The sequence below is a fragment of the Aquimarina amphilecti genome (assembly GCF_900109375.1).
Taxonomy (GTDB): domain Bacteria; phylum Bacteroidota; class Bacteroidia; order Flavobacteriales; family Flavobacteriaceae; genus Aquimarina; species Aquimarina amphilecti.
Genome location: NZ_FOAB01000002.1, coordinates 712,620 through 735,297, shown reverse-complemented (window position 1 = coordinate 735,297; position 22,678 = coordinate 712,620). Strand labels below are relative to the sequence as shown.

At 33.9% G+C, this 22,678-nt stretch carries 12 protein-coding genes; 7 read left to right on the top strand and 5 right to left on the bottom strand.

Translation table 11 applies throughout. From position 1 onward, the window contains the following. Positions 1-37: 37 nt before the first annotated feature. The 4 genes from BMY33_RS07520 to BMY33_RS07505 all read right to left on the bottom strand — a co-directional run bounded on the left by BMY33_RS07520 (position 38) and on the right by BMY33_RS07505 (position 9,276). A complete protein-coding gene (locus tag BMY33_RS07520; RefSeq protein ID WP_091407161.1) occupies positions 38-5,338 on the bottom strand; it encodes a glycosyl hydrolase family 18 protein in 5,301 nt (1,766 codons plus the stop codon). 245 nt (positions 5,339-5,583) lie between these two features. Then, positions 5,584-7,392, bottom strand: coding sequence for a sodium:solute symporter family protein (locus BMY33_RS07515; RefSeq protein ID WP_091407159.1), 1,809 nt, complete (start codon positions 7,390-7,392; stop codon positions 5,584-5,586). Between the two features lie 97 nt (positions 7,393-7,489). Next, complete coding sequence (locus BMY33_RS07510; protein ID WP_091407158.1) at positions 7,490-8,218, bottom strand: LytR/AlgR family response regulator transcription factor; 729 nt, start codon at positions 8,216-8,218, stop codon at positions 7,490-7,492. Continuing rightward, complete coding sequence (locus BMY33_RS07505; RefSeq protein WP_244542993.1) at positions 8,215-9,276, bottom strand: sensor histidine kinase; 1,062 nt, start codon at positions 9,274-9,276, stop codon at positions 8,215-8,217. The genes BMY33_RS07510 and BMY33_RS07505 overlap by 4 nt, the downstream gene beginning before the upstream one ends. 212 nt (positions 9,277-9,488) lie before the next feature. Between BMY33_RS07505 and BMY33_RS07500 the strand changes: the two genes are divergently transcribed. The 6 genes from BMY33_RS07500 to BMY33_RS07475 all read left to right on the top strand — a co-directional run bounded on the left by BMY33_RS07500 (position 9,489) and on the right by BMY33_RS07475 (position 21,077). After that, a complete protein-coding gene (locus BMY33_RS07500) occupies positions 9,489-12,611 on the top strand; it encodes a SusC/RagA family TonB-linked outer membrane protein (RefSeq protein WP_091407156.1) in 3,123 nt (1,040 codons plus the stop codon). A 31-nt stretch (positions 12,612-12,642) separates the two neighbouring features. Then, positions 12,643-14,178 (top strand): SusD/RagB family nutrient-binding outer membrane lipoprotein, encoded by a 1,536-nt coding sequence (locus BMY33_RS07495; protein WP_091407154.1) that lies wholly within the window; start codon positions 12,643-12,645, stop codon positions 14,176-14,178. A gap of 62 nt (positions 14,179-14,240) precedes the next feature. Further along, positions 14,241-16,151 carry a glucosamine-6-phosphate deaminase gene (gene nagB, locus BMY33_RS07490; RefSeq protein WP_091407152.1) on the top strand — a complete coding sequence of 637 codons (1,911 nt, stop codon included), beginning with the start codon at positions 14,241-14,243 and terminating at the stop codon, positions 16,149-16,151. 103 nt (positions 16,152-16,254) lie between these two features. Continuing rightward, positions 16,255-17,127, top strand: coding sequence for an N-acetylglucosamine kinase (locus tag BMY33_RS07485; RefSeq protein WP_091407150.1), 873 nt, complete (start codon positions 16,255-16,257; stop codon positions 17,125-17,127). A gap of 3 nt (positions 17,128-17,130) precedes the next feature. Then, the gene (locus BMY33_RS07480; RefSeq protein WP_091407149.1) at positions 17,131-19,470 is read left to right on the top strand and encodes a family 20 glycosylhydrolase; all 2,340 of its coding nucleotides are present in this window, start codon (positions 17,131-17,133) and stop codon (positions 19,468-19,470) included. A 44-nt stretch (positions 19,471-19,514) separates the two neighbouring features. After that, positions 19,515-21,077, top strand: a complete 1,563-nt coding sequence (locus BMY33_RS07475; RefSeq protein ID WP_091407147.1) for a carbohydrate-binding protein — start codon at positions 19,515-19,517, stop codon at positions 21,075-21,077. A gap of 239 nt (positions 21,078-21,316) precedes the next feature. Here the strand turns inward: BMY33_RS07475 and BMY33_RS07470 are convergent, their stop codons facing one another. Then, positions 21,317-21,541 (bottom strand): hypothetical protein, encoded by a 225-nt coding sequence (locus BMY33_RS07470; RefSeq protein ID WP_091407145.1) that lies wholly within the window; start codon positions 21,539-21,541, stop codon positions 21,317-21,319. Positions 21,542-21,686: 145 nt separating this feature from the next. Here BMY33_RS07470 and BMY33_RS07465 point away from each other — a divergent pair, with 145 nt between their 5' ends. Then, positions 21,687-22,607, top strand: coding sequence for a LysR family transcriptional regulator (locus tag BMY33_RS07465; protein WP_091407144.1), 921 nt, complete (start codon positions 21,687-21,689; stop codon positions 22,605-22,607). Positions 22,608-22,678: the final 71 nt, after the last annotated feature.

The window sequence follows — 22,678 nt, the reverse complement described above, 5'->3', positions numbered from 1 at the left end:
TATGAGAGGTGAATTTCATAAAAATTAGGGAGAAACGCTACTGTTTAATCAATTTCATTGTTTTTACTTCTTTACCTATTCTAAGTTTTAAGAAGTAAATTCCACTAGGAACACCATCCGTATCCCACTGAATATTTTGACTTCCAGAAGAAAGTTTTTCGTTATTTTTTAATACAGCGACTTTTACTCCGATCTGATTATATATAACGGCATTGACTAATTTGTCTTTACCTAATTTGAAAGTAATAGTAACCTCTGAAGTAAAAGGATTAGGATACATTTTTAAACTTTCTTTTTCAAGTAATTCTTGCTCTGGAGATCTTTGATCTAACGCGTCTAAATAAGTTCGATGAGGATCTGAGAATCCAAAACCTGCAACAATATCCCAGTTAATAGACCAAGTCATTAGACCTCTAAAGTTAGCATATCCAGAAGGATTTCGCAACGTGTATTGTCCGCCAAAAGATTGTCCTTTGATAATATAATCTAATGCTTTATGCACTTCTGCGGCTGGTGTATATCCACTTCCCGCTGCCGATGGACTAGCTGGTAATCCTATGGCAACCTGTTCAGGTCGTAAAGCAGGAAATTGTTCTCCTGTACTTAACGTAAATCCTTGTAATAATACTTCGGCCATCGCCACATGAAAATCTGCATTTCCAGCAGAATAAGCTTTACCATCTAATCCTAACATGCTACCCGTGTTATAATGCTGAACGTGAATGTAATCCATTTCAGTACGTAGTGCATAGATTAATGGAAGATATGCTCCCCAAATACCGCCATACTGGCCAATCGCACCTTGTACATAGGCAGTTTCAGGAGCCATTGACAGAATAAATTTCGACATATCATATTGAGAAAGAATTGATCTGAAGGCAGTTATAAGATTTACAACTTTTGGAGAAGTCGGGTTTGATAAACTAGTATCTCCCGGAGCCAGAGAAATTGAAGTACCTTCAAAATCAATATCCATACCATCAAAACCATACTCATTAATAATACTGGTCATAGAGCTACTAAAAGCTTGCGCATCTGCTGGGCTATCTACATCTACCGCACCGGTAGCTCCACCCATAGAGATCAATACTTTTTTACCTCTACTTTGTAATAAAGTCACATCATTTTTAAATTCTTGAGCGTTTGAATAGATCTCCGGATCTGGAGTAAAACTCATGGTAGCTCCATTTGGAGCAGTTGGAATTGCAAAAGAGATATTAATCACATCCCATTTATCAGATATATCTCTTAGCTTTGGAATTGAAGATCCATTATTAAAATTGTGCCAATATCCTACCAAGATTCTTTTTGGCAAATCTCCACCTGATGGAGGTGGTGGTACAGATCCTACGGAAATATTTACTGTAGCCTCTCCAATGGCATTATCATCATCAATTGCTTTTGTAGTCAATTCATAATTTCCTGTCGAAGCATTGTTCCAGGTAAAACTATAAGGGCTTGTTGTATCTTCTCCTATTACTGTCCCATTTCTTAAGAACTCTACTTTTGTTACAATTCCATCACTATCTGAAGCTGAGGCATTAATTGTAATTGTGCTTCCTGCAGTAAATGACTGTCCGTTTGCAGGTTCTGTAATAGATATAGTTGGAGCTTCATTTCCTCCAGTATCTCCATCACCGCACTCACCTATAAAAGTCCAAGCATCCTGCCAATAGGTTCCTTCGCCAGGTGTATATGCCCATGCGGCACCATTACACCATCCTGAGAATGGATAAGGTTTACACTCGTATAAATTTCCAGCATTCTCAACTTGACTACCTGCAACATATCCACCGTTTTCTACATATTGTGGTTCTGTACAATCTCCTCCTCCTACTGCATTTCTTGTAACTGAAATAGAATTTGAAAAATCAAAAACCCCTTGTATTCCTGAAACATTATTATCTGTGGATAATCCTGCTAGACCATCTTCATAACTCAGATGCCATATTAAACAAATACCAGGTCCTGCTCCATCAAAATCTACTTGCTCTGGTGATACTGGTAATCCAAGAATTTTTCCTTGTTCATCAGTAATAACCCATTGCGAATTCATACCACTATTACCACTCAGTGTAATCCCAGAAACATTGTCCGCGATACCATCTCCTTCCGTAAAGACAAAAGGTCCTCCAGCTATAACTCCTCCATCCGGGTTATTCTCATCAGTACAAGGCCCTAATAATTCCCAAACATTCTCTCGGTTTGTAACAGGATCGTTATTTTGTGTCCACCACTTGGCACGATATTCATTTCCTTGATATGAGACTGTATCACCTCCAACATAAACCTGTCCATTTACATATGGCGGAGCTGTACAGCCTCCAGTATCTCCAGAAGTAACTATTACACTAATTTGATTAGTCGTTGATGCATTATCATTATCTGTAGCGGTAACTACAATAGTATATGGTCCTTCAGAATCTGGAATCCAACTAGCTGAATATATATTATCAGAAGCAGTTGCTAAGATATCTTTACCTGCAATAGTAAATACAACACTACTTATCGTTCCATCTTGATCAGAAGCCGTAGCGGTAAGGTTTATAGTTCCTAATTCGATATTTGCATTATCAGTCGGTGATGTAATATTAACTACCGGCTTTATATTACCTGTGTCGCAAGGATCTCCTACAACCTGGTTAATCGCTGCTAAAAGAGATGTTTGTTGATCCGTTGTATCATGAGACAACTCCCATATCATAATACCTCCAGCTCGATTCAGCGCCATTTCGGTTTTAGCTTTTATAGTAGGAATACCATTATAGTTATTTCCTTGGAAAGAATCGCTATTAGGGCTTGCTCCTTGAGCTAACAATGAAGCATAACTTTGTGCTTGCGGCCTGCTATAAAAAGGCACTCCTAATACTGCTTTTTCTTTTGGTAATCCACGACCAAGCCAATAATCTAATCCACCTTGAGCTTGAGTCATAGCTCCGTGATCAGGACCATCATATGCCATAATATTTAAGAAATCTACGTCATCAAAAACTCCACTAAGAATTCCATCTGCATTCCAACCTGAAACGACTACGGCCGAGGTTAATAATTTCCCTCTACTATGCATTGCTTGACCAAGTTCTTGCATTAACAGTTCAAAATTTTGAGGTTCATTACCTTCACGGGGATATTCCCAATCCATATCTACACCATCTAAATTATATTGATTTACATAATTCACCAGGTTGTTTATAAAAGTAGTTCTCGTCGTTGGATTTGCGGCTAATGTGTTAAACGGGGCATCATTACCATCCATCCATCCTCCTACAGCAATCAACACTTTAACTCCTTGTGCATGTCCAAGACTAACGATTTGTTGCATTTTTGCAACATTATCAAGAGGTTGTAGACTACCATCACTATTAGGGAGTAAGAACGAATAGTTAATATGCGTTAATTTGTCATACTGTATCGCATTTGCATTTCCTTGCCAGCTTGGCATATATCCAACTACTTTAAAATTATTTTGGCTATCCGCACAATCTCCACCTGATACGAAAATAGAAACCGAAGAAGAAGTTGTATTCGCATTATCATTATCGTAAGCTTTAGCTGTCAAAGAGTAACTACCTTCATTAGCTCCATTCCAAACTACTTGATAAGGACTTGATATATCTTCACCTATTTTCTGAGTTCCAACATAAAATTCTACTTTAGTTACAGTTCCATCAATATCATTAGCATTGGCTTCAATTGTAATAGCATTCCCTTCTTCAAAACTCGTATTATCTGAAGGAGAACTAATAGCTACCGATGGTGCTGTATTTGGATCTGGATCTCCTCCATTCGCAAATACTTCATTCACTTTATTTATTAATGGTGACTTCACGTTAGACCATCTCTTCAACTTAGTTCCAAATGATTGAAAAGAGCCACTTATCTCCAAGTCTCCGAACACCGTCCATACAATTGTTCCAGCAAGATTATTGTCATTAATGTACTGTGCTTTAATCCCAATAGACTCTTCATCATCATAACTAAGAAAAAAATTACCTTTAGTCATATAAGGGACTTTTGCTTGGTCATCCCATTTTTTTGTCCAGCCATTTCCGCCTTCTGTTTTTTGTTTGATAAAAAAATGATTTGGCGTACCATCATATACATCCTGTGGCCAATTGGTATAATCTGCAGCTGTACTAACAGGACCATCTGGTTGTATTGTCACATTTCTCTTAACTGTTGGCGCATTTAACGTAGCATTACCATCAGTTACAACTCCTCTTCCATAAAATGGTATCCCGAAGTTGATTTTATTTGACGGCACCCCCATGGATTGCATTGCAGTTAACGTAGACTGCCAATTAAAATCCGGTACTTCTGCACCATCATATGGATATACTGGAGCATTATGACCTGCTATATTAGACCACCCTCCATTAAAATCATAGGTCATCATATTAAAGTAATCCATAGAGTTATCTAGTCGGTTCCAATCAAATCCTTCTAGCTTTTTTGGATCTGCAGACATCGCAGCGGTAATCAACTTATCAGGACCTATTGCTGCCCTAATCTCTTCTACCAAGGATGCAAAATTTGGGTAATCTGCATTTGTTCCCGTAAAATTCATTCCAGGATAAGGACCTGGGTATTCCCAATCCAAATCTATTCCATCAAACCCCATATTAATCAGTCTTTTACAATCTTCAATAAATCGAGCTTTTTTAACAGGGTCCGCCGCCATCTCAGGAAAATGCTTACACATACTCCATCCTCCTATAGAAGCCATTACTTTTACTCCATTTTCTTTTGCCAATTCTAACAATCCTTTTGCTCCACCTTCTTTAGGAAGCGGTAATGGTAATTGGCCACTCAATCCCCATCCAGGATGATTCCATGTAGCTCCACCCACCTCAACTTCAAATCCATAAGCCTCTGCTCTTTCTTTTACATCTGGGCTTATATATTGTATTACTTCTAATTCTCCAAACAACAAATACATATCCCAGCTACTATATATATCCGTAAATAAAATGTCTCCGGGTTCCTGAATTGCTCCGGGTTGATATATGTTTTTGTTTCTTAAATCTCCACTGTGTAAAGATCCATCAACTGCTACACCAAAAAAGGAATAGTTAAGGATCGTATATTTCGAATAATCGATATTAAGCTGTGTTAATGCACCTGCAGAGGGAACTCCTGCACTAGCAGCTTTCCAGGCATCCCAATTTGTGATATATCCAATCACCTGCTTTTGATGATTTGATGTTGTTGCAGTTCCTCCTGTATTTACTTGTCCCCAGGTTAAGCCTACGAACAAGGAACATAAGATTAGTAATGGCACTTTCCAAGAGCCAAAATGAAAAGGGTTTTTCTTTAGTAAAGGTTTTAATAGTTTCATGATGATTTGTGTTTTAAGTTTTCAACAGTTTATGTTAAACTGATCTTAAAGTATAAAGAACTATATAGGCCAAAAAACTAATTGGATCAATGACATCATTTTGTAGATATTATGAAGCAAAAATCCTATAACCGTAATTTTGATATATTTAGAAAAAATCAATAGGATTTGTATAAAAAAGGGAATAGCATTTAGATATCTAAATGCTATTCCCTTCTTAAAATTAAGTTCAATGTTTATTAGGATTAGACAATAAGGTCTTTACCTATTTTCCTCCAAACTCTTACCAATAAAACACCTGCAATTATGGTTCCTGATCCGAGGATTAATGATTCTTGTAAATTCCCATAAATTATGTGTCCTGTCGTAAACAATACTCCATAAACTAAGAAGCATCCTAATAATAATGCTAAAATTCCAGACGGCACACTCCATCCTTCTAAACTATTTACGATATCTATATTATTTTCTTTTGCCTTTGTAATAACATTCTTCCAACCAAGTCCTCCTGGTTGTATTTTTTTATAAAAATTTTGTAAAACACTATCGCTTTCTGGTTTTGTTAAAAATGTTACACTTATCCAAACAACTGTAGTTATAAACACTATACTCGGAAGTTTTGCCCAGCTTGACATAATTGCATCATCACCAAAAAAATAATCTCCAACAGGAGAAGCGAATATTAATGAGACAACTCCCGAAATAATCATCGCCGAAATCTCACTCCAAGAATTGATACGCCACCAGAACCATCTAAGAATAAAAATAAGTCCAGTACCAGCTCCAAACATAATTATAATATCAAATAATTGTTTTGCATTTTTAAGATACAATGCAAATAATGCGCTTAATATCATAAGCACAACAGTCGAAATTCTTCCAACCATTACTAATTCTTTTTCTGACGCATCTTTCTTTATTTGTTGCTTATAAAAATCATTTACAATATAAGACGACCCCCAATTAAGATGCGTAGATATAGTACTCATATATGCTGCAATCAAAGAAGCAAATACCAATCCCAAAAGACCACTTGGCAATTTTGCTAGCATTGCTGAATACGCTAAATCATGTCCTAATTTATCCTCAGTTACATTTGGAAAAGCCTCTTGAATACTTGCTATGTCAGGAAAAACTATAAGCGAAGCTAATGCTACTAATATCCATGGCCAGGGGCGTAAAGCATAATGCATAATATTAAAGAAAAATGTTGCTCCTATTGCATGGTTCTCATTTTTAGCAGCTAGCATACGCTGTGCAATATAACCTCCTCCTCCAGGCTCTGCTCCTGGAAACCAAGAACTCCACCATTGAACTGCTAAGGGAATAATTAATAGTGTAATAAGTGCTTCCTTATCATTAAAATCTGGTAATAACGATAGTTTATCCGCCACATTGGGATGTGTTATTAAATTTTGAAGTCCACCAACTTCAGGAATATTTACTAAATAATATGCTGCTCCTATTGCACCTCCAATTGCTATGAAAAATAATAAAAAATCAGTATAAACTACTCCTTTAAAACCTCCTAACGCGCTAAATACTACAGTAATTATTCCTGCATAAACTATAGTTTCCCATGGTTCTAAACCAAGCATAATACTACCAATCTTAATCGCAGCAAGAGTGACACCAGCCATTGCAAAAACATTAAATACAAGACCTAAATACAAAGCTCTAAAAGACCTTAGGAAAATGGCAGGAGCTCCTCCATACCTTAATTCATAAAACTCAATATCCGTACTTACGTTAGACCTTCTCCATAATTTAGCATATATAAAAACAGTTAAAAGACCTGTAATCAAAAAAGCCCACCACATCCAATTTGAAGAAACTCCATCTTTTCTAACAATATCTGTTACAAAATTAGGAGTATCGGTAGAAAAGGTAGTTGCGACCATAGAGAACCCTAGTAACCACCAAGGCATATTTCTTCCTGATAAAAAATATTCTGAGGTACTCTTTCCTGATTTTTTCGATACTATTACTCCTATAAAAAGTGTGGTCAGTAGAATAACTATTATAATTGAGTAATCAAGTGTGCTTAGTTTCATGTGAATATATTTGCTGTATTATTGGTTATGTCAGTTGTATTAAAATAACAGATGTATTTTTATTATTAAAAGGTCTCTTTTTGCGCAATATAGATACTTATCCATTGAGTAGGTTCCCTTTGTTTTTTAATATTTGTTTTTTAGCGTGAATTGAGTAGTTACGACCGATTGGAATTCTCTTATCGCCAATCTCCACAAGATTACCTTCTACAGATTTTACTTTATCAATTGCTATGGCATATGATTTATGTATTCTAATAAAATTTTCGGAGGGTAGTTCCTCACTTATACTTGCTAAAGATTTATGAGAAATATAGGTTCCTTCTACACTACGCAACTTTATATAATCTTTTAAACTCTCTATATAAAGAATATCTCGAAGAAAAATCTTGATTAGTTTTTTATCTACTTTCAAAAAAACATGAGGGGCTTGCTCAAATTCAGCAAAAGGCTTGCCTTTGTCCAGTGTTATTAATCTAGCCATTAACTTATTTATTGATTTTAAAAACCTGCTAAAAGGTATGGGTTTCACTAAATAGTCAAGAACCTCTAATTCATAACTTTCGATTGCATACTCTTTATATGCAGTTGTAATGATGATTTGTGGATATTCTTTAAGTGTTTTTAAGAATTCTAAACCATTCATTCTTGGCATGTTTATATCTAAAAAGACTACATCAATACCACCATTCTCAAGCAAGGGCAGCGCTTCCAAAGGGTTTTTAAACACACCTATAACTTCGATGTTTTTGAACTCTTTAAGGTATGATTCAATAATACTTATTGCCAAATGTTCATCATCAATTATGATACTTTTTATGGTCATGTGGTTGGGATTTTAAGGGTAATCTTATAAAGGTTATTATCATTAGATACTATTAGCTCATAATTTTCATTATATAAAAGTTGTAATCTTCTTTCGACATTTTTTATTCCAATTCCATTCTTAGAATTTGAAGAAGCCTCTTTACCATAACTATTCTCAGATACAAAAATCAATGTATCGTTATATACTTCAAATGAAACTAATAGGCTCATCTCTCCTGTATCCTTAAAACCATGTTTAAAAGCATTCTCTACAAATGGCAGGAATAATAGCGGAGTTACTAATACATCATCTATACACCCAACGATATTAATTTCCGTCTTAATTTGGTTTCCATATCTTATATTTTCTAACTCAATATAATTATCAATATACTGTATCTCTTGTATTAAAGAAACTTTCTTTTTACTAGCATCATATATAATATACTGCATAAATTCTGATAGTTTAACAACTACGTCTGATGCTTTCGAAGACTTTTGTATTGTTAACGCATATAAGTTGTTTAACGTATTAAAAAAGAAATGTGGTTGAATTTGTGCCTTAAGATATTGTAACTCGGTTTTATATTGTAATGCTGTTAATTGCTGAGTCTTGTTTCTTTCCAGAATAAAGTCAACACTGATTTTTATAGAAAAAGTCAATGCAAGAACATATAATTCTCCTAATACTACCGCTATGATGTGATTAAGACCGAAGGGTGCATTCTCTCCTTGGGCCTCAGGCCAAATATTTTCTGTAATTAGCCAATAATTCAACCCTGACCTTACCACATAATGAACCCCTAAACTTAAAAGCAAAAAAGTAACATACATCGTATATTTTTTCTTCAATAAATAATTTGGGATAAGGTAATTTATATTGAAATAAACAATTACAAGGTGTAATGGAAATTCTACTAAATTAGATCTAAATGAATACCAGTAATCATTAAAATAACTACCCCATCTTATCACATTAAAAAGAAAGTACGTCATCCAAAAATAGATATGATACTTCGTTTTAATTGTTTTTTCTTCCACATCTTCGTGGATTACATTTTTATCAGTTTTTAGCACAGAACAGTGTTAATTTTATTAAAAAACTGTGAAAAAGTATCATTAAATATCATAAAAACCAAAAAAATGTTTGGTTCCAAAAGCCTGCAGCAACGGTTATCTATGGTTAGATGTCGTTCATTATCAAAATGCTGTTGTTGGGATAAAAAAAAAAAAAGAAAACCCTCAAACTATTAATTTAGAACAACACAAATAATCAATAAAAGGAAAACATGAGGCAAAAAAAATTAACTTTAATTTCATTTTTATTTTTAGTAATCGGAGTTCTCGCTCAGGAAAAAAAAATATCTGGAATAATAACTGATGCGGTAAATAACACACCCTTACCTGGAGTAAATGTTATTGTGAAAGGAACTTCTACCGGAGCACAAACCGATTTTGATGGTGCATATACAATTAATGCTTCTACAGGTGATATTTTGGTATTTTCTTATATCGGATTTAAAACCGTAGAAAAATCTATTGGCTCATCAAACACCATAAATATTGATCTAGAAGAAGATGCAGAACAACTAGAGGATGTAGTAATAACAGCTTTTGGTATACGACAAGAATCAAAAAAACTAGGGTATTCAGTACAACAACTTAAATCTGAAACAATTACACAAACAGCAGATCCTAATATTGGATCAGCGATTCGCGGGAAATTAGCGGGTGTAAATATCAATTCTAACTCAGGTGGAATTGGTTCATCTGTATCAATTAATATTAGAGGAATCAGTTCTTTAGGAGCTAACAATCAACCTCTAATTGTATTGGATGGTGTTATTATAGATGATAATCAAGGTGGTCAGGGAGATTTTGCTTCTGGACTTGATTATGGTAACACACTATCTAATCTAAATCCTAATGATATCGAAAACATATCCTTACTAAAAGGTGGAAATGCTACAGCACTCTATGGATTTAGAGGAATAAACGGTGTTTTAGTAATTACCACGAAAAAAGGACGTTCTGACAAACCCACTGTAGAAATAAACTCTTCGATTACTGCAAGTTCTATATTGGTTTCCCCTAAGTTTCAAAATGAATATGGTCAAGGTTTGTTTGACACCTCAACAAATCAACTAGTATACGATATCACCAATGGTAGTAGTTTTGGACCGAGGCTAGATGGAACACAACGAGAACGTTTTGATGGAGTTGGAACTGCCAGTTATTCTGCGAATGACAATGATTTTAAAGATTTTTTCAGGAGTGGGTTTTCTTTTTTAAATTCAGTTGCAGTTTCACAAGGAACAGAAAAATTTGATTATAGGTTTAGTTATTCCAGATTAGATGATGAGTCCATAGTCCCTGGAAGTAATTTAAAACGTCAAAACTTTAGTGTCAAAGCTGGTGCTTCTATCACAAGTTGGTTAAAGATCCTCGGAAAGGTTGATTATATCCATCAAGATGCACGAAATCGACCTGAACTAACAGGAGGTCAAACCAATATTACTCGCGCTCTTTCTCTAAGGCCCAGAAATATTTCTAATACATTGTTAAGAGATAATTTTTTAGAATCGGATGGCACTCCCAATAACTGGGCAGGAGCTTTCATTACAAATCCATATTACACTTCTAATACACTGCTCAATGAAGATGAAGTTGATCGATATATCAGTCTATTAGAACTAAATATTGATATCGCACCAGGACTAAAGGGATTAATGAGACTTTCTCAAGACCACATCACAAGTAGTCAGCAAATATTTAATCCTTTCGGTGCTTTTGACATTGCTGGTAACGGAAGATTTTCTGATACCAACTCTACTGCTAGAACCAATAATTATGATTTAATTTTTACCTACAATACGGACATAGGTAGTAATTTTAACTTGGGAGCTACACTTGGGTTTAGTCACTCTGATGTCTCTTTTAAATCATTACAAGCTATTGGAGAAACTTTTTTACTTCCTAACTTTTTCTCTCTTAACAATTTTGAGAGTATTAGCGTAGTTCCTGGTAATGCTAAAAATTCTTCTAATTCTATATTCGGATCTATGACTATAGGATTTAACAATTATTTATTTGCAGAATTTACCGCGAGAAATGACTGGAGTTCTACATTACCAATAAACGATGCTTCATTTTTCTATCCATCTGTTGGATTAAGTTTTGTAGCAACAGATGCTTTCCCATCATTACAAGACAATGAAATACTTTCTAATCTAAAATTGAGAGGTAGTTTTGCGCAGACTGGTAATGCCACAGGTGCTTTTTCTCTTGTAAATACTTATAATGTATCATCTAATCTTTTTAACGGCCAGCGTTTTTTCTTTTTCGGAAATGCAGAAGAAGGGGCAGGAACTGGGCCAGAACTTAACAACCCTGACTTAGTTCCTGAAATATCAAATGCTCTTGAATTTGGTTTAGATGCACGTTTTATAAACAACAGAATAGGGCTTTCTGCGACATATTACACTATAAGAACCGAAGATCAAATATTACGATTAACGCTTCCTCCATCCAGTGGAGCAGCAAATCAAATAATCAACGCTGGTTTAGTAACAAATAAAGGGCTTGAACTTTCTTTAGACGCTGATATTATAAAGACAGATAACTTTAAATGGTCTACAACTGTAAACTTCACAACTAACGAAAATAAAGTTGAAGAATTAGCTCAGGGAGTAGATAGAAACATATTAATACGCCAATTTAATGATGTGGTTCAAGTAGCGGCCGAAGTAGGCTCTAGCGCTCAAGGATTATTTGGTACTACGTTCTCGAAAGATGATAATGGAAATGTAATCTACGATACTAACGGATTACCAGTAATTAATACTGAAATATCTCAAATCGGTGATGTTGCTCCAGATGCTTTTTTAAACTGGGGAAACTCTTTTTCTTATAAACAATTCTCTTTAAGTTTCTTATTCGACGCAAGGTTTGGTGGTGATGTATTTTCCTTATCAGAAATACAAAGACATACACAAGGTACGGCGATCGAAACATTAGAAGGAAGAGAATTCTTTTCTGGTGGACAAGGTATCTCCTTACCGCAAAATGCAGTGATTGATGGAACATTAGATCCTAATGTACAGCAAAGAGGTGTAAACCCTCAAACATATTGGGGTAGAGTCGGTCAAATTTCAGAAAACTGGGTATACGATGGAAGCTTCATTAAATTTAGAGAACTAACGTTTGGGTATACTTTTCCTGAGAGAACAATTAAAGGACTACATCTATCTAATCTATCTATAAGCTATGTAGGAAGAAACTTAGCCATACTTCATAGTAATACTGACAATTTTGATCCTGAAACAGGTTTCAATACAAGTTTTGGTGGAGTTGAATTTTTTGGAATTCCTTCTGCCAGTAGCCACGGACTTAGAGTAAATCTTACTTTTTAAAATAAATAATGTTATTAATAAACAAAGAATTATGAAAACTCAAAAACACATCATAAAACTATTTGTTGGTTTTCTTATACTAATTATTACAACCATTTCTTGTACTGAAGATTTTGAAGAAATAAACACCAATCCTATTGACCCGCAAACTGCAACTGTAGAAGGTATTATGGCTGGAGTACAGTACTTTGAATTCGCTGAACCTCGTTTCTTAACCTGGAGAGGGAATTTAATCTATACAAGCCAATTTGCAAATCAATTTAGTTACAATGCAGAAGGGTCCTGGTTTGCTGGAGATGCTTATCAAAACAATCAAGGTTGGACTAATGCGATATTTGATGCATCATATCAAAAAGTCTCCCTTAATATTAGAAATTTACTAGGTACTTATAATGATCTTGAAGATACTAATGGTGCAGCAGTTACCAAAATTATGATGTCCTGGTTTTATCAAAAAATGACAGATATTTATGGAGATATCCCTTATAGTGATGTAATTGGCGACGAATTAATTCTGACTAATCCTCAACCTACATATGACGCTCAAAAAGAAATTTATACAGGGATCCTAAATGACCTAAAAGCACAAATGGATGAGATTGGCGCTTCATCAGAAATAATTGCTGGAGCAGATGGCGATTTCATTTATAATGGAGACCCTCAAAAATGGAAGACGTTTGCCAATACCTTACGATTACGCATCGCAATACGGTCCAGAGATGCTTTTATACAAGCAGGTGAGCAATCCTTTATAGATACAGTTATTAATGATTGTCTAAGTAATACCCTCATAGATAGCTCTAATGAAGCACTGCTAAAAAAATCCGAATCTGCGTTGATATTATCATTCCTTGATGGAAGTTTCGAAGATGTTTACTGGGGATTTGGTGGACTAGGTTCTAAATGGGTATTCTCCGATCGTTACTTAAATTTATTAAATGATAATAATGATCCTAGACTCCCACAGATAGCAGATCCTTCTCCAAATGATACTTTTGAAGGTACCGCAATTTCAATGAGAGGAATTATCCCAAGAGATAATCTTGCAATTCCATCTCAAAAAATCATCGGGACTTCGACAACTGATGTAACTAACGTTGTACCAACTCAAATTTTAACTGCTGCAGAATCTTACTTTCTACAAGCAGAAGCAGCACTTTTAGGGTATTCTGGAAATCCACAAGGGCTTTACGAAGAAGGAATTAGAGCGAGTATGAAGTTTTGGGATGTAGATGCTGGTGATATCGAAACTTTTATAATTAACGAACCTATCGCCACTTTATCTGGATCAACAGAACAACAATTAGAAGCTGTCTGGAATCAACGATGGTTAGCACTATTAATGAATGGATATGAAGCTTGGTCTCTAGTAAGAAGAACGGAGCTTATCCCAACATTAACAGACAACGCAATTTTCTTTGTTTCAGAACCTAATAATGGAACAGTCCCAAAAAGATTACAATATTCAACCACAGAACTAGTCGCAAATGAAACAAAAGTAAAAGAAGCTATAGATAGACAAGGGCCAGATACAATGACAACTTCTATCTGGTGGGATATTGAATAAGTATGTAATAAAAACTCTTATTAACCTTCCATAAATCAATATGGTACTATTAAAAAAGAAAAATGATTAAAGAAATTAAATTCAGACAAGTTGGCAAATTTGAAGATACCAAATTCGAAAAAATCCATAATGAAATATTTCAGGATTCTTCTTATGCTTCTAAATTGGCAGCTTTAGAAATTTCAGATTTAATAAAACAAAAACAAAAAGAAGGTAAGCCTTGTATACTAGGATTGGCTACTGGATCTTCTCCAATAAAAGTATATGAAGAACTAGTTACATTATATAGATTAGGAGAACTCAGTTTCAATAACGTGATCACCTTTAATCTGGATGAATATTATCCTATGGATACAGATAATCAACAAAGTTATTATCACTTTATGCATCAACATCTCTTTGATCACGTTGACATAAATCCAGAAAATATCAATATTCCCTCTGGAAATATTAATCTAGAAGAAATTGATCAATACTGTATCGATTATGAAATGAAAATAAAAAAACTTGGTGGACTAGACTTTCAATTACTTGGTATTGGTAGAACAGGGCATATTGGCTTTAACGAACCTGGATCTCATCGTAATTCTGGAACAAGGATTATAACATTAGATCATATAACTAGAAGAGATGCAGCATCAGATTTTAATGGTTTAGAAAATGTTCCCAAAAGAGCCATCACTATGGGAATAAGCACTATTATAAAAGCTAAACGTATTCTTTTACTTGCTTGGGGTCATAAAAAAGCATCCGTCGTAAAAAAAACTATTGAAGGCGAAATAACCCCTCAAATTCCAGCTTCTTTCTTACAGGATCATAAAAACATTACCGTTATTCTGGATAGTGAAGCAGCAGCAGATCTTACTAGAATTAAAACTCCCTGGCTAGTAGATCAATGTATTTGGACACCGAAACTTAAGCTAAAAGCAGTTACATGGTTAAGTGAGGAAGTGCAAAAACCTTTGTTAAAACTAACTGATAAAGATTATAATGATCACGGTATGTCCAGTCTTCTAACTTTAGAAGGATCTGCATATGAACTTAACATTAAAATGTTTAATCATTTACAAAACACCATCACAGGATGGCCCGGTGGAAAACCAAATGCTGATGATACTAAACGTCCGGAAAGAGCCAATCCTGCCCAAAAAAGAGTACTAATCTTCAGTCCTCATCCTGATGATGATGTAATTTCTATGGGAGGAACATTCTCTAGACTTATTGATCAGGGTCATGATGTACATGTTGCATATCAAACCTCTGGGAATATTGCTGTGACTGATCAAGAAGCCTTAAAATTTGGAGAAGTAGCACAACGTTTAGCCGAAGGTAATAGCATATTTAAAAATATAATAGACGTTATAAAATCAAAAAATACTGGAGATATTGATTCTCCAGAAGTAAGATTAACTAAAGGTCTTATTCGAACAATGGAATCTTACGGTGCTACCAGATATTTGGGGCTTCCTGATCATAAAGTTCACTTTTTAAACCTTCCTTTTTATGAAACCGGCAGAGCGAAAAAAAACCCTATTGACACTCCCGATATTAATATTGTAAAGGATATTATAACTCATATAAAACCACATCAGATCTATGCAGCTGGTGATCTGGCAGATCCACACGGAACACATAAACTTTGTCTTGATGCAATTCTCGAAACAATATCAATAATAAAGCATGAAAAATTCATGAATGATTGTTGGCTTTGGTTATACAGAGGAGCCTGGCATGAGTGGGATATCCATGATATTGAAATGGCAGTGCCATTAAGCCCAGATGAAGTAAACCGAAAAACAAACGCAATTCTTTTTCACCAATCTCAAAAAGATAAAGTAATGTTTCAAGGTGAAGACTCTAGAGAATTTTGGTTGAGAGCAGAGGAACGAAATAAAGATACTGCAGAACGATACGATAATTTAGGGCTAGCTGATTATGAAGCTATTGAGGCTTTTAAAAGACATTATTTTTAACATATACCGTTGACTTTATTAACTCTTAAACTTTAAAAATGTGTGTTAAAAATCATGAACAAGAAGCCCTTAATTATAAAACAAACCATAAAGATTAGAATCTATGATATTAATAGCAGATAGTGGTTCTACAAAATGTGATTGGATTCTAATGGACTCACAAGGAAAACAAGTATTCTCACAGACAACAATAGGAATCAACCCATTAAACACATCACAAAACAAAATTGAAAGTATATTATTAGAGATTTCCGAAGTTTCGAAAAAAAGAAATTTGATTAATGAAGTACACTTTTACGGAGCAGGATGTAACACAGAAGCATCAAACCAAAAAGTCAAATCATCTTTTCAATCTATCTTTAAAAATCTCACAGTAATAAATATTGAAGAGGATATTATTGCTGCTGTACACGCTACCACAAAGACACCAGCTGTAATTGTTATTTTAGGAACCGGCTCTAATTGCTGCTACTTTGACGGTAAAAAAATAATACAATATGCCCCATCATTAGGATATTTACTAGCGGATGAAGGTAGTGGTAATTACTTCGGAAAAGAATTGCTTAAAAGTTTTTATTTACAAAAAATGCCTTCAAGCCTTGCGAAAGAATTTGAAAACAAGTTTGGTTCCAATTTAGAGCAACTCTTTTATAATTTATATGATCTTCGGCAACCTAATGCATACCTAGCCTCATATGCATTTTTCATGTTTCAACATCGAAATCACCCCTTTGTAGAAAGAATGTTATATTATGGAATCAAAGTTTTTATAGACAACTATTTGACACTTTATTCCAAAGAATTAGAAAACAACCCTATACATTTTGTTGGTTCTATTGCATACTATTCCCAGGACATCATTAATAAAATACTGCTTGACAAAGGTTTTACGGCTAAAAGTTTTATCAAAAAACCTATAAACAATCTTATTGATCACATTATCTCTGCTAGGAATACACTACAAAAAACAATATAACAAATGAAGAAATCCATTTTCTATATACTATCAATCATTATCTTTTTTATTTCTTGTCATGAAAAAAACACACCAATAACTGCTGTAAATACAAATCCCAGAATTACTCCAATGCCTTTATCATTGCTGGAAAAGCAAGGAACTTTTACAATTGACAAAAAAACTTCTTTCATTGTAAAGACCAATGAAACCCAGAAAATTGCTTTGTTTTTTATAGATGTTATTTATGAAAAAACAGGATTATATCTTAGTACATCAGATCAAAAAAAAGACAATTCCATTTATCTAGTTATCGATCCTTCTGTCGAATTAACCGAAGAAGGTTACTTATTAAAAACCTATAAAAATCATATTGAAATTATTTCGAAAACAGCGAAAGGTCTATTTTACGGAGCCCAATCTTTAATGCAATTACTACCATTTGTCTCCGATGACGATTCCCATGAAAATTTACAAGTCATAATTCCTTCAATAGATATTAAAGATGAACCGGCTTTTAAATGGAGAGGTGTATTACTTGATGTTTCTAGGCATTTTTTTACAGTAGAGTTTATAAAAAAACAGTTGGATTTTTTGGCAACATTAAAGATCAATAAATTCCATTGGCATTTGACCGATGATCAAGGTTGGCGCATAGAAATAAAGCAATATCCCAAATTAACAGAAATTGGTGCCAAAAGGGGTAATAAAAATAGCACCATTTATCACGGATTTTACACACAAGAGGATATAAAAGAAGTTGTTGCCTATGCTAAGGAACGATTTATTGATGTGATTCCCGAATTTGATATGCCAGGACATGCCAAAGCAATTCTTGCTTCTTACCCAGAATTAGCTTGTGAAGAAAAGCCTTTTGAAATAAGAGAAATATGGGGTGTGGATTATAACATCTTATGTGCAGGAAAAGAAGAGGTATATGTTTTTATAGAAAATGTAATTACAGAAATGGCAGCTTTATTTCCTTATAAATACTTCCATGTTGGGGGAGATGAAGTTCCTAAACGTAGTTGGATAGAATCTGAATTATGTCAAAAACTGATCAAAAAAGAAGGACTTAAAGATGAAGCAGAATTACAAAGTTACTTTATGGCTCGTGTAGAAAAAATTCTACACAAGTATAATAAAACAATGGTTGGATGGGATGAAATTCTAGAAGGAGGAATTACAAAAACTACCAACATTATGTCTTGGCAAGGAGAAAAAGGAGGTATAAAAGCTGTAAATGAAGGTCATGATGTAATTATGACTCCATTGGACTACGTATATCTTAATTTTTATCAAGGAAATAAACAAGTAGAGCCAATGGCATTTGGGGGACATACTCCATTAAAAAAAACATATTCCTACAATCCAATACCCAAAGCAATAAAAGAACACAGAAGACATCATATTCTTGGATTACAAGGAAATCTATGGGCTGAACAAACCGATAATGATAAAATCGCAGAATATCAATTATACCCCAGATTAATTGCTATTGCAGAAACAGGATGGACTATAGAGAAAAACAAGAATTTTAATAATTTCTTAAATCGCTTAAACAGCTTATATCCAATTCTTGATCATCATGAAATAAATTACCACATTCCATTACCAGAAGGCCCTTCCTCTGATCGTATAGTATTCATTGATAGTGTATCCATCCCATTTAACACCACACATCCTGTTAAAATGGTCTATACAACAGATGGATCTAATCCTACCAACAAAAGTGAAGAATACTCTAAAACACTCACATTTAATGAGACATCTATTCTAAAAATTGCATCCATATTACCACACGGAAAAATTAGTAAAACAAGAACTATTGACATTGTTAAGCAATCCTATCTATCGCCTATATCAGAATCAATGGATTTATCTCCTGGTTTAAAAACAAAAACGATAAAAGGTCACTTTTCTAGTGTAGATGATATCAGGAAAGAAAATCCATCAAAAATATCAATCGTACAAAGTATTAAAGAGGCAAATACGACCTTCGATTGGGGACATGAAGTTAAAAAAGAAAATTTTAAAGCAGTATTTCTAGAAGGATATATCGACATCCCAGAAGATGGAATATATTATTTTTCTAGTACACAAGATCAAATATGGATTGGTAATCAATTAGTGATCGATTACAAAAAAACAATAAAAAAACATCCTGAAGAGAGCTCTATTGCTCTTAAAAAAGGAAAACACAAACTTAAAATTGTATATCTAAACAATATCAAGAAAGGATGGGCATCTGATTGGAATACTGTAGAACTAAAATATCGAAAAGAATTAGATAAAGAATATAAAACTGTTAATGAAAAAATGATTTTTTATAAGAATTCTAATAGAAGCCTCTCTCTTAAATAGTTAAAAACACTTTCTAATTAAAACCAATATAAACACAAACTCTTATGACACCATTTAAAAAAATCATTAGATGTATCTTCTTAATTCAGGTACTATTCTTGTCTTGTACTAATGAAAGTTTTCTTGATGAGGAAAACCTGAAAGAAATTACTCCGGTAATCGATCGATCTGCAATCACTGAACCTATTATTTTAGGGTACTTCCCATCCTGGTCAGAAAGTTGGACTACAACTGGACAAGGATCCAAACTTAGAGATATTCCCGAGCATGTCACTCATGTCTTTCTGGCTTTTGCAAGACCAAACTTACGATATCAAAAAGGATCTTTAGATATTACAGGGACCGGAATTCAAACTCCTTATGATGGTCAAACTCTAAAAGAATCTATATCTATTCTTAAAGCTAAAGGAATCAAAGTAATTCTTTCTATAGGTGGAGAAACTTACTGGGGCACAAATGCCGCTTACGACATCAATTATCAACAAATAAAAGATTTAGTAGATGATATTGGTTTTGAAGGTATTGACTGGGATTTCGAGCCTAACGGTGGATTTCAGACTATTGGAGAGTCAATTAATGTGCAACGTTTTATTAATTTTTTTAATGAATCCAGAGCACTGATGCCCAAAGGTCAATATATAATTGCCTGTGCACCTGCAGGCGCAGGAGCTTTAGGAGGCCTTAACAATGATGATCCCTCTTCTCCTTTTGCCCATAGTAAAAGAAATACAGTAACTGGAGAAACCGATACGAACCTATTTAATGCCACATCACCAAATCAAGCAATCAGTTTGTTTGGATTTGCCTCTACAGGTCACATGATACCCGTGATAAAAGCAGTTGGTGATAAAATTGATTTAATTGCCTATCAAGGTTATAATACGGGAGCAGCTAGTAACAGAGCAATTATGTACGACTCTTATAAACATTATGCAGATCAATATGGTTTTTCAATTGCAGCAGGAACTCATTATCCTAACGAACCTTGGGGTCCTTATTATACCTACAATTATCAAAATATGGCTGACTTATCTGATCATATTTCTTCAAAAAGTACGACAGATGGTATTATGATTTGGCAAATGCTATTGGAAGAAAATTCGTCGTCCGCATATGGATATTTGTATGTATCAAGTCAAGTTCTAAATGGAACTTCTCAATCACAAGCAATTGCTAATGCTGAAAATTATCCCGAGTCTCCTTATACTGGCGGTGACGGTGATGGTGACGGTGGAGATGGAAACGGTTCTGGCTGTTCATCTAGTCAGTGGAATTCATCTGTTGCTTATACAAATGGTAATGAAGTAGTTTATGAAAAATCAGTATATAAAGCAAAATGGTGGACTCAAGGAGATAACCCAATAACTAATAGCGGAAATGGAAAGCCATGGGAATTTATAGAAAACTGCGATGGAGATACTGATGGCGGAGATGGAAATGACAATTGTAATGTAAATCAATGGAACTCATCCACTGCATATGTAACAGATAATGAAGTATCCTATGAAAATGTTATTTATAAAGCAAAATGGTGGACTCAAGGGGATAACCCAATATCCAACACCGGAAACGGAAAACCATGGGAATTTGTTCGAAACTGTAATTAGCCACAATAAGAATAAAACACTTTTCTCAACTAATTGATTATCATTTTGATAATATTCGAACCGCCTGAAAACAGGCGGTTTTTTTATAACTTACAATATAAAAAAGTAGTTACTGAATTCAGTAACTACTTTTAAAACAACTAATAATGAAAGTATCACAAATGGATAACCGCAGTGGGCATTTTACGGCTTTCTAACTAATTCAAACTTTTGCATAATTTCATTTTTTCTTTTTCAAATTATGTAATAGATAAGCGTCCTTTTAGTCTTTTATCAATTTTGCGCTTTTTCTCTGTAATCAATTTCATGATATCCATTAAATATGGATCTTTACTTTTCTTATAAATTTCGTTAATACCTAATACTAATAATTTCGCTTCTCTGGATGCAGAAACTCGATCACTTGTACTCATATTACTCATACTTCTTTTCTGAAAATCTCGTGCTTTTTTTAATAAATCCATAGAAATACATTTTAAATTAAACTTTCAAAATCAGCTAAAAATCAATACTATTATAGTTTCTATTCATTTTATTACAACTCTAATTTACTATAGATTTTTCATATATTTTTATTTATATTTGTTATCTTAGTCATTAATATTTTTTATGAATTATACATTGCATCAGCTTCAGATTTTTCTAAAAATTTCAGAAAAAGAAAGCATCACGAAGGCTTCAGAAGAACTTCATTTAACACAGCCTGCAGTATCTATTCAACTCAAAAATTTTCAAGATCAATTTCCTATTCCTTTAACTGAAGTTATTGGTAGAAAACTTTATATAACTGACTTTGGAAAAGAAATAGCAATTGCTGCTCAAAAAATAGTAGATGAAGTCAATCAGATTAGTTATAAAACCAAAGCCTATCAAGGTCACTTATCCGGTGTTTTAAAAATTTCTGTTGTATCTACTGGAAAATATATTATCCCCTATTTCTTATCGGATTTTATGAAACAACATGAAGGTGTAGATCTTGTTCTCGATGTAACTAACAAACAACAAGTTATAAATAGTTTAGAAAAAAACAATGTTGATTTTTCTCTTGTCTCAGTGTTACCAAAGCATTTACAAATTGAGAAAACTAAGCTTATGGAAAATCAATTGTATTTGGTAGGGAATACCTCTGAAAAGTTTACCAACAAAAAATATCAAAAATCTATATTTTCTGAACTCCCTTTAATTTATAGAGAACCCGGGTCTGGTACCAGGCATACGATGGAAACTTATATAGATAAAAACGATCTCCCTGTTAGAAAAAAAATGGAATTAACATCCAATGAAGCAGTTAAACAAGCAGTAATTGCTGGACTTGGTTATTCCATCATGCCTCTTATAGGTATCAGAAATGATCTAGAAGCTGGACGTTTACAAATTATTCCTGTTCAAGGTTTTCCTATAAAATCCATCTGGAACCTAATCTGGCTTAAGAATAAAAAGTTTTCTTTAGTCGCAGAAGCTTTTCTGAAATATGTCGAAGAACAAAAAGATGAAATTATTAAAGATAAATTCAATCTTTTTAACCCATGAAGATCCATAATAATTAATTATATATTTCATCATAAATATAAATAAAAATATATATGAAATAATGTTGATTT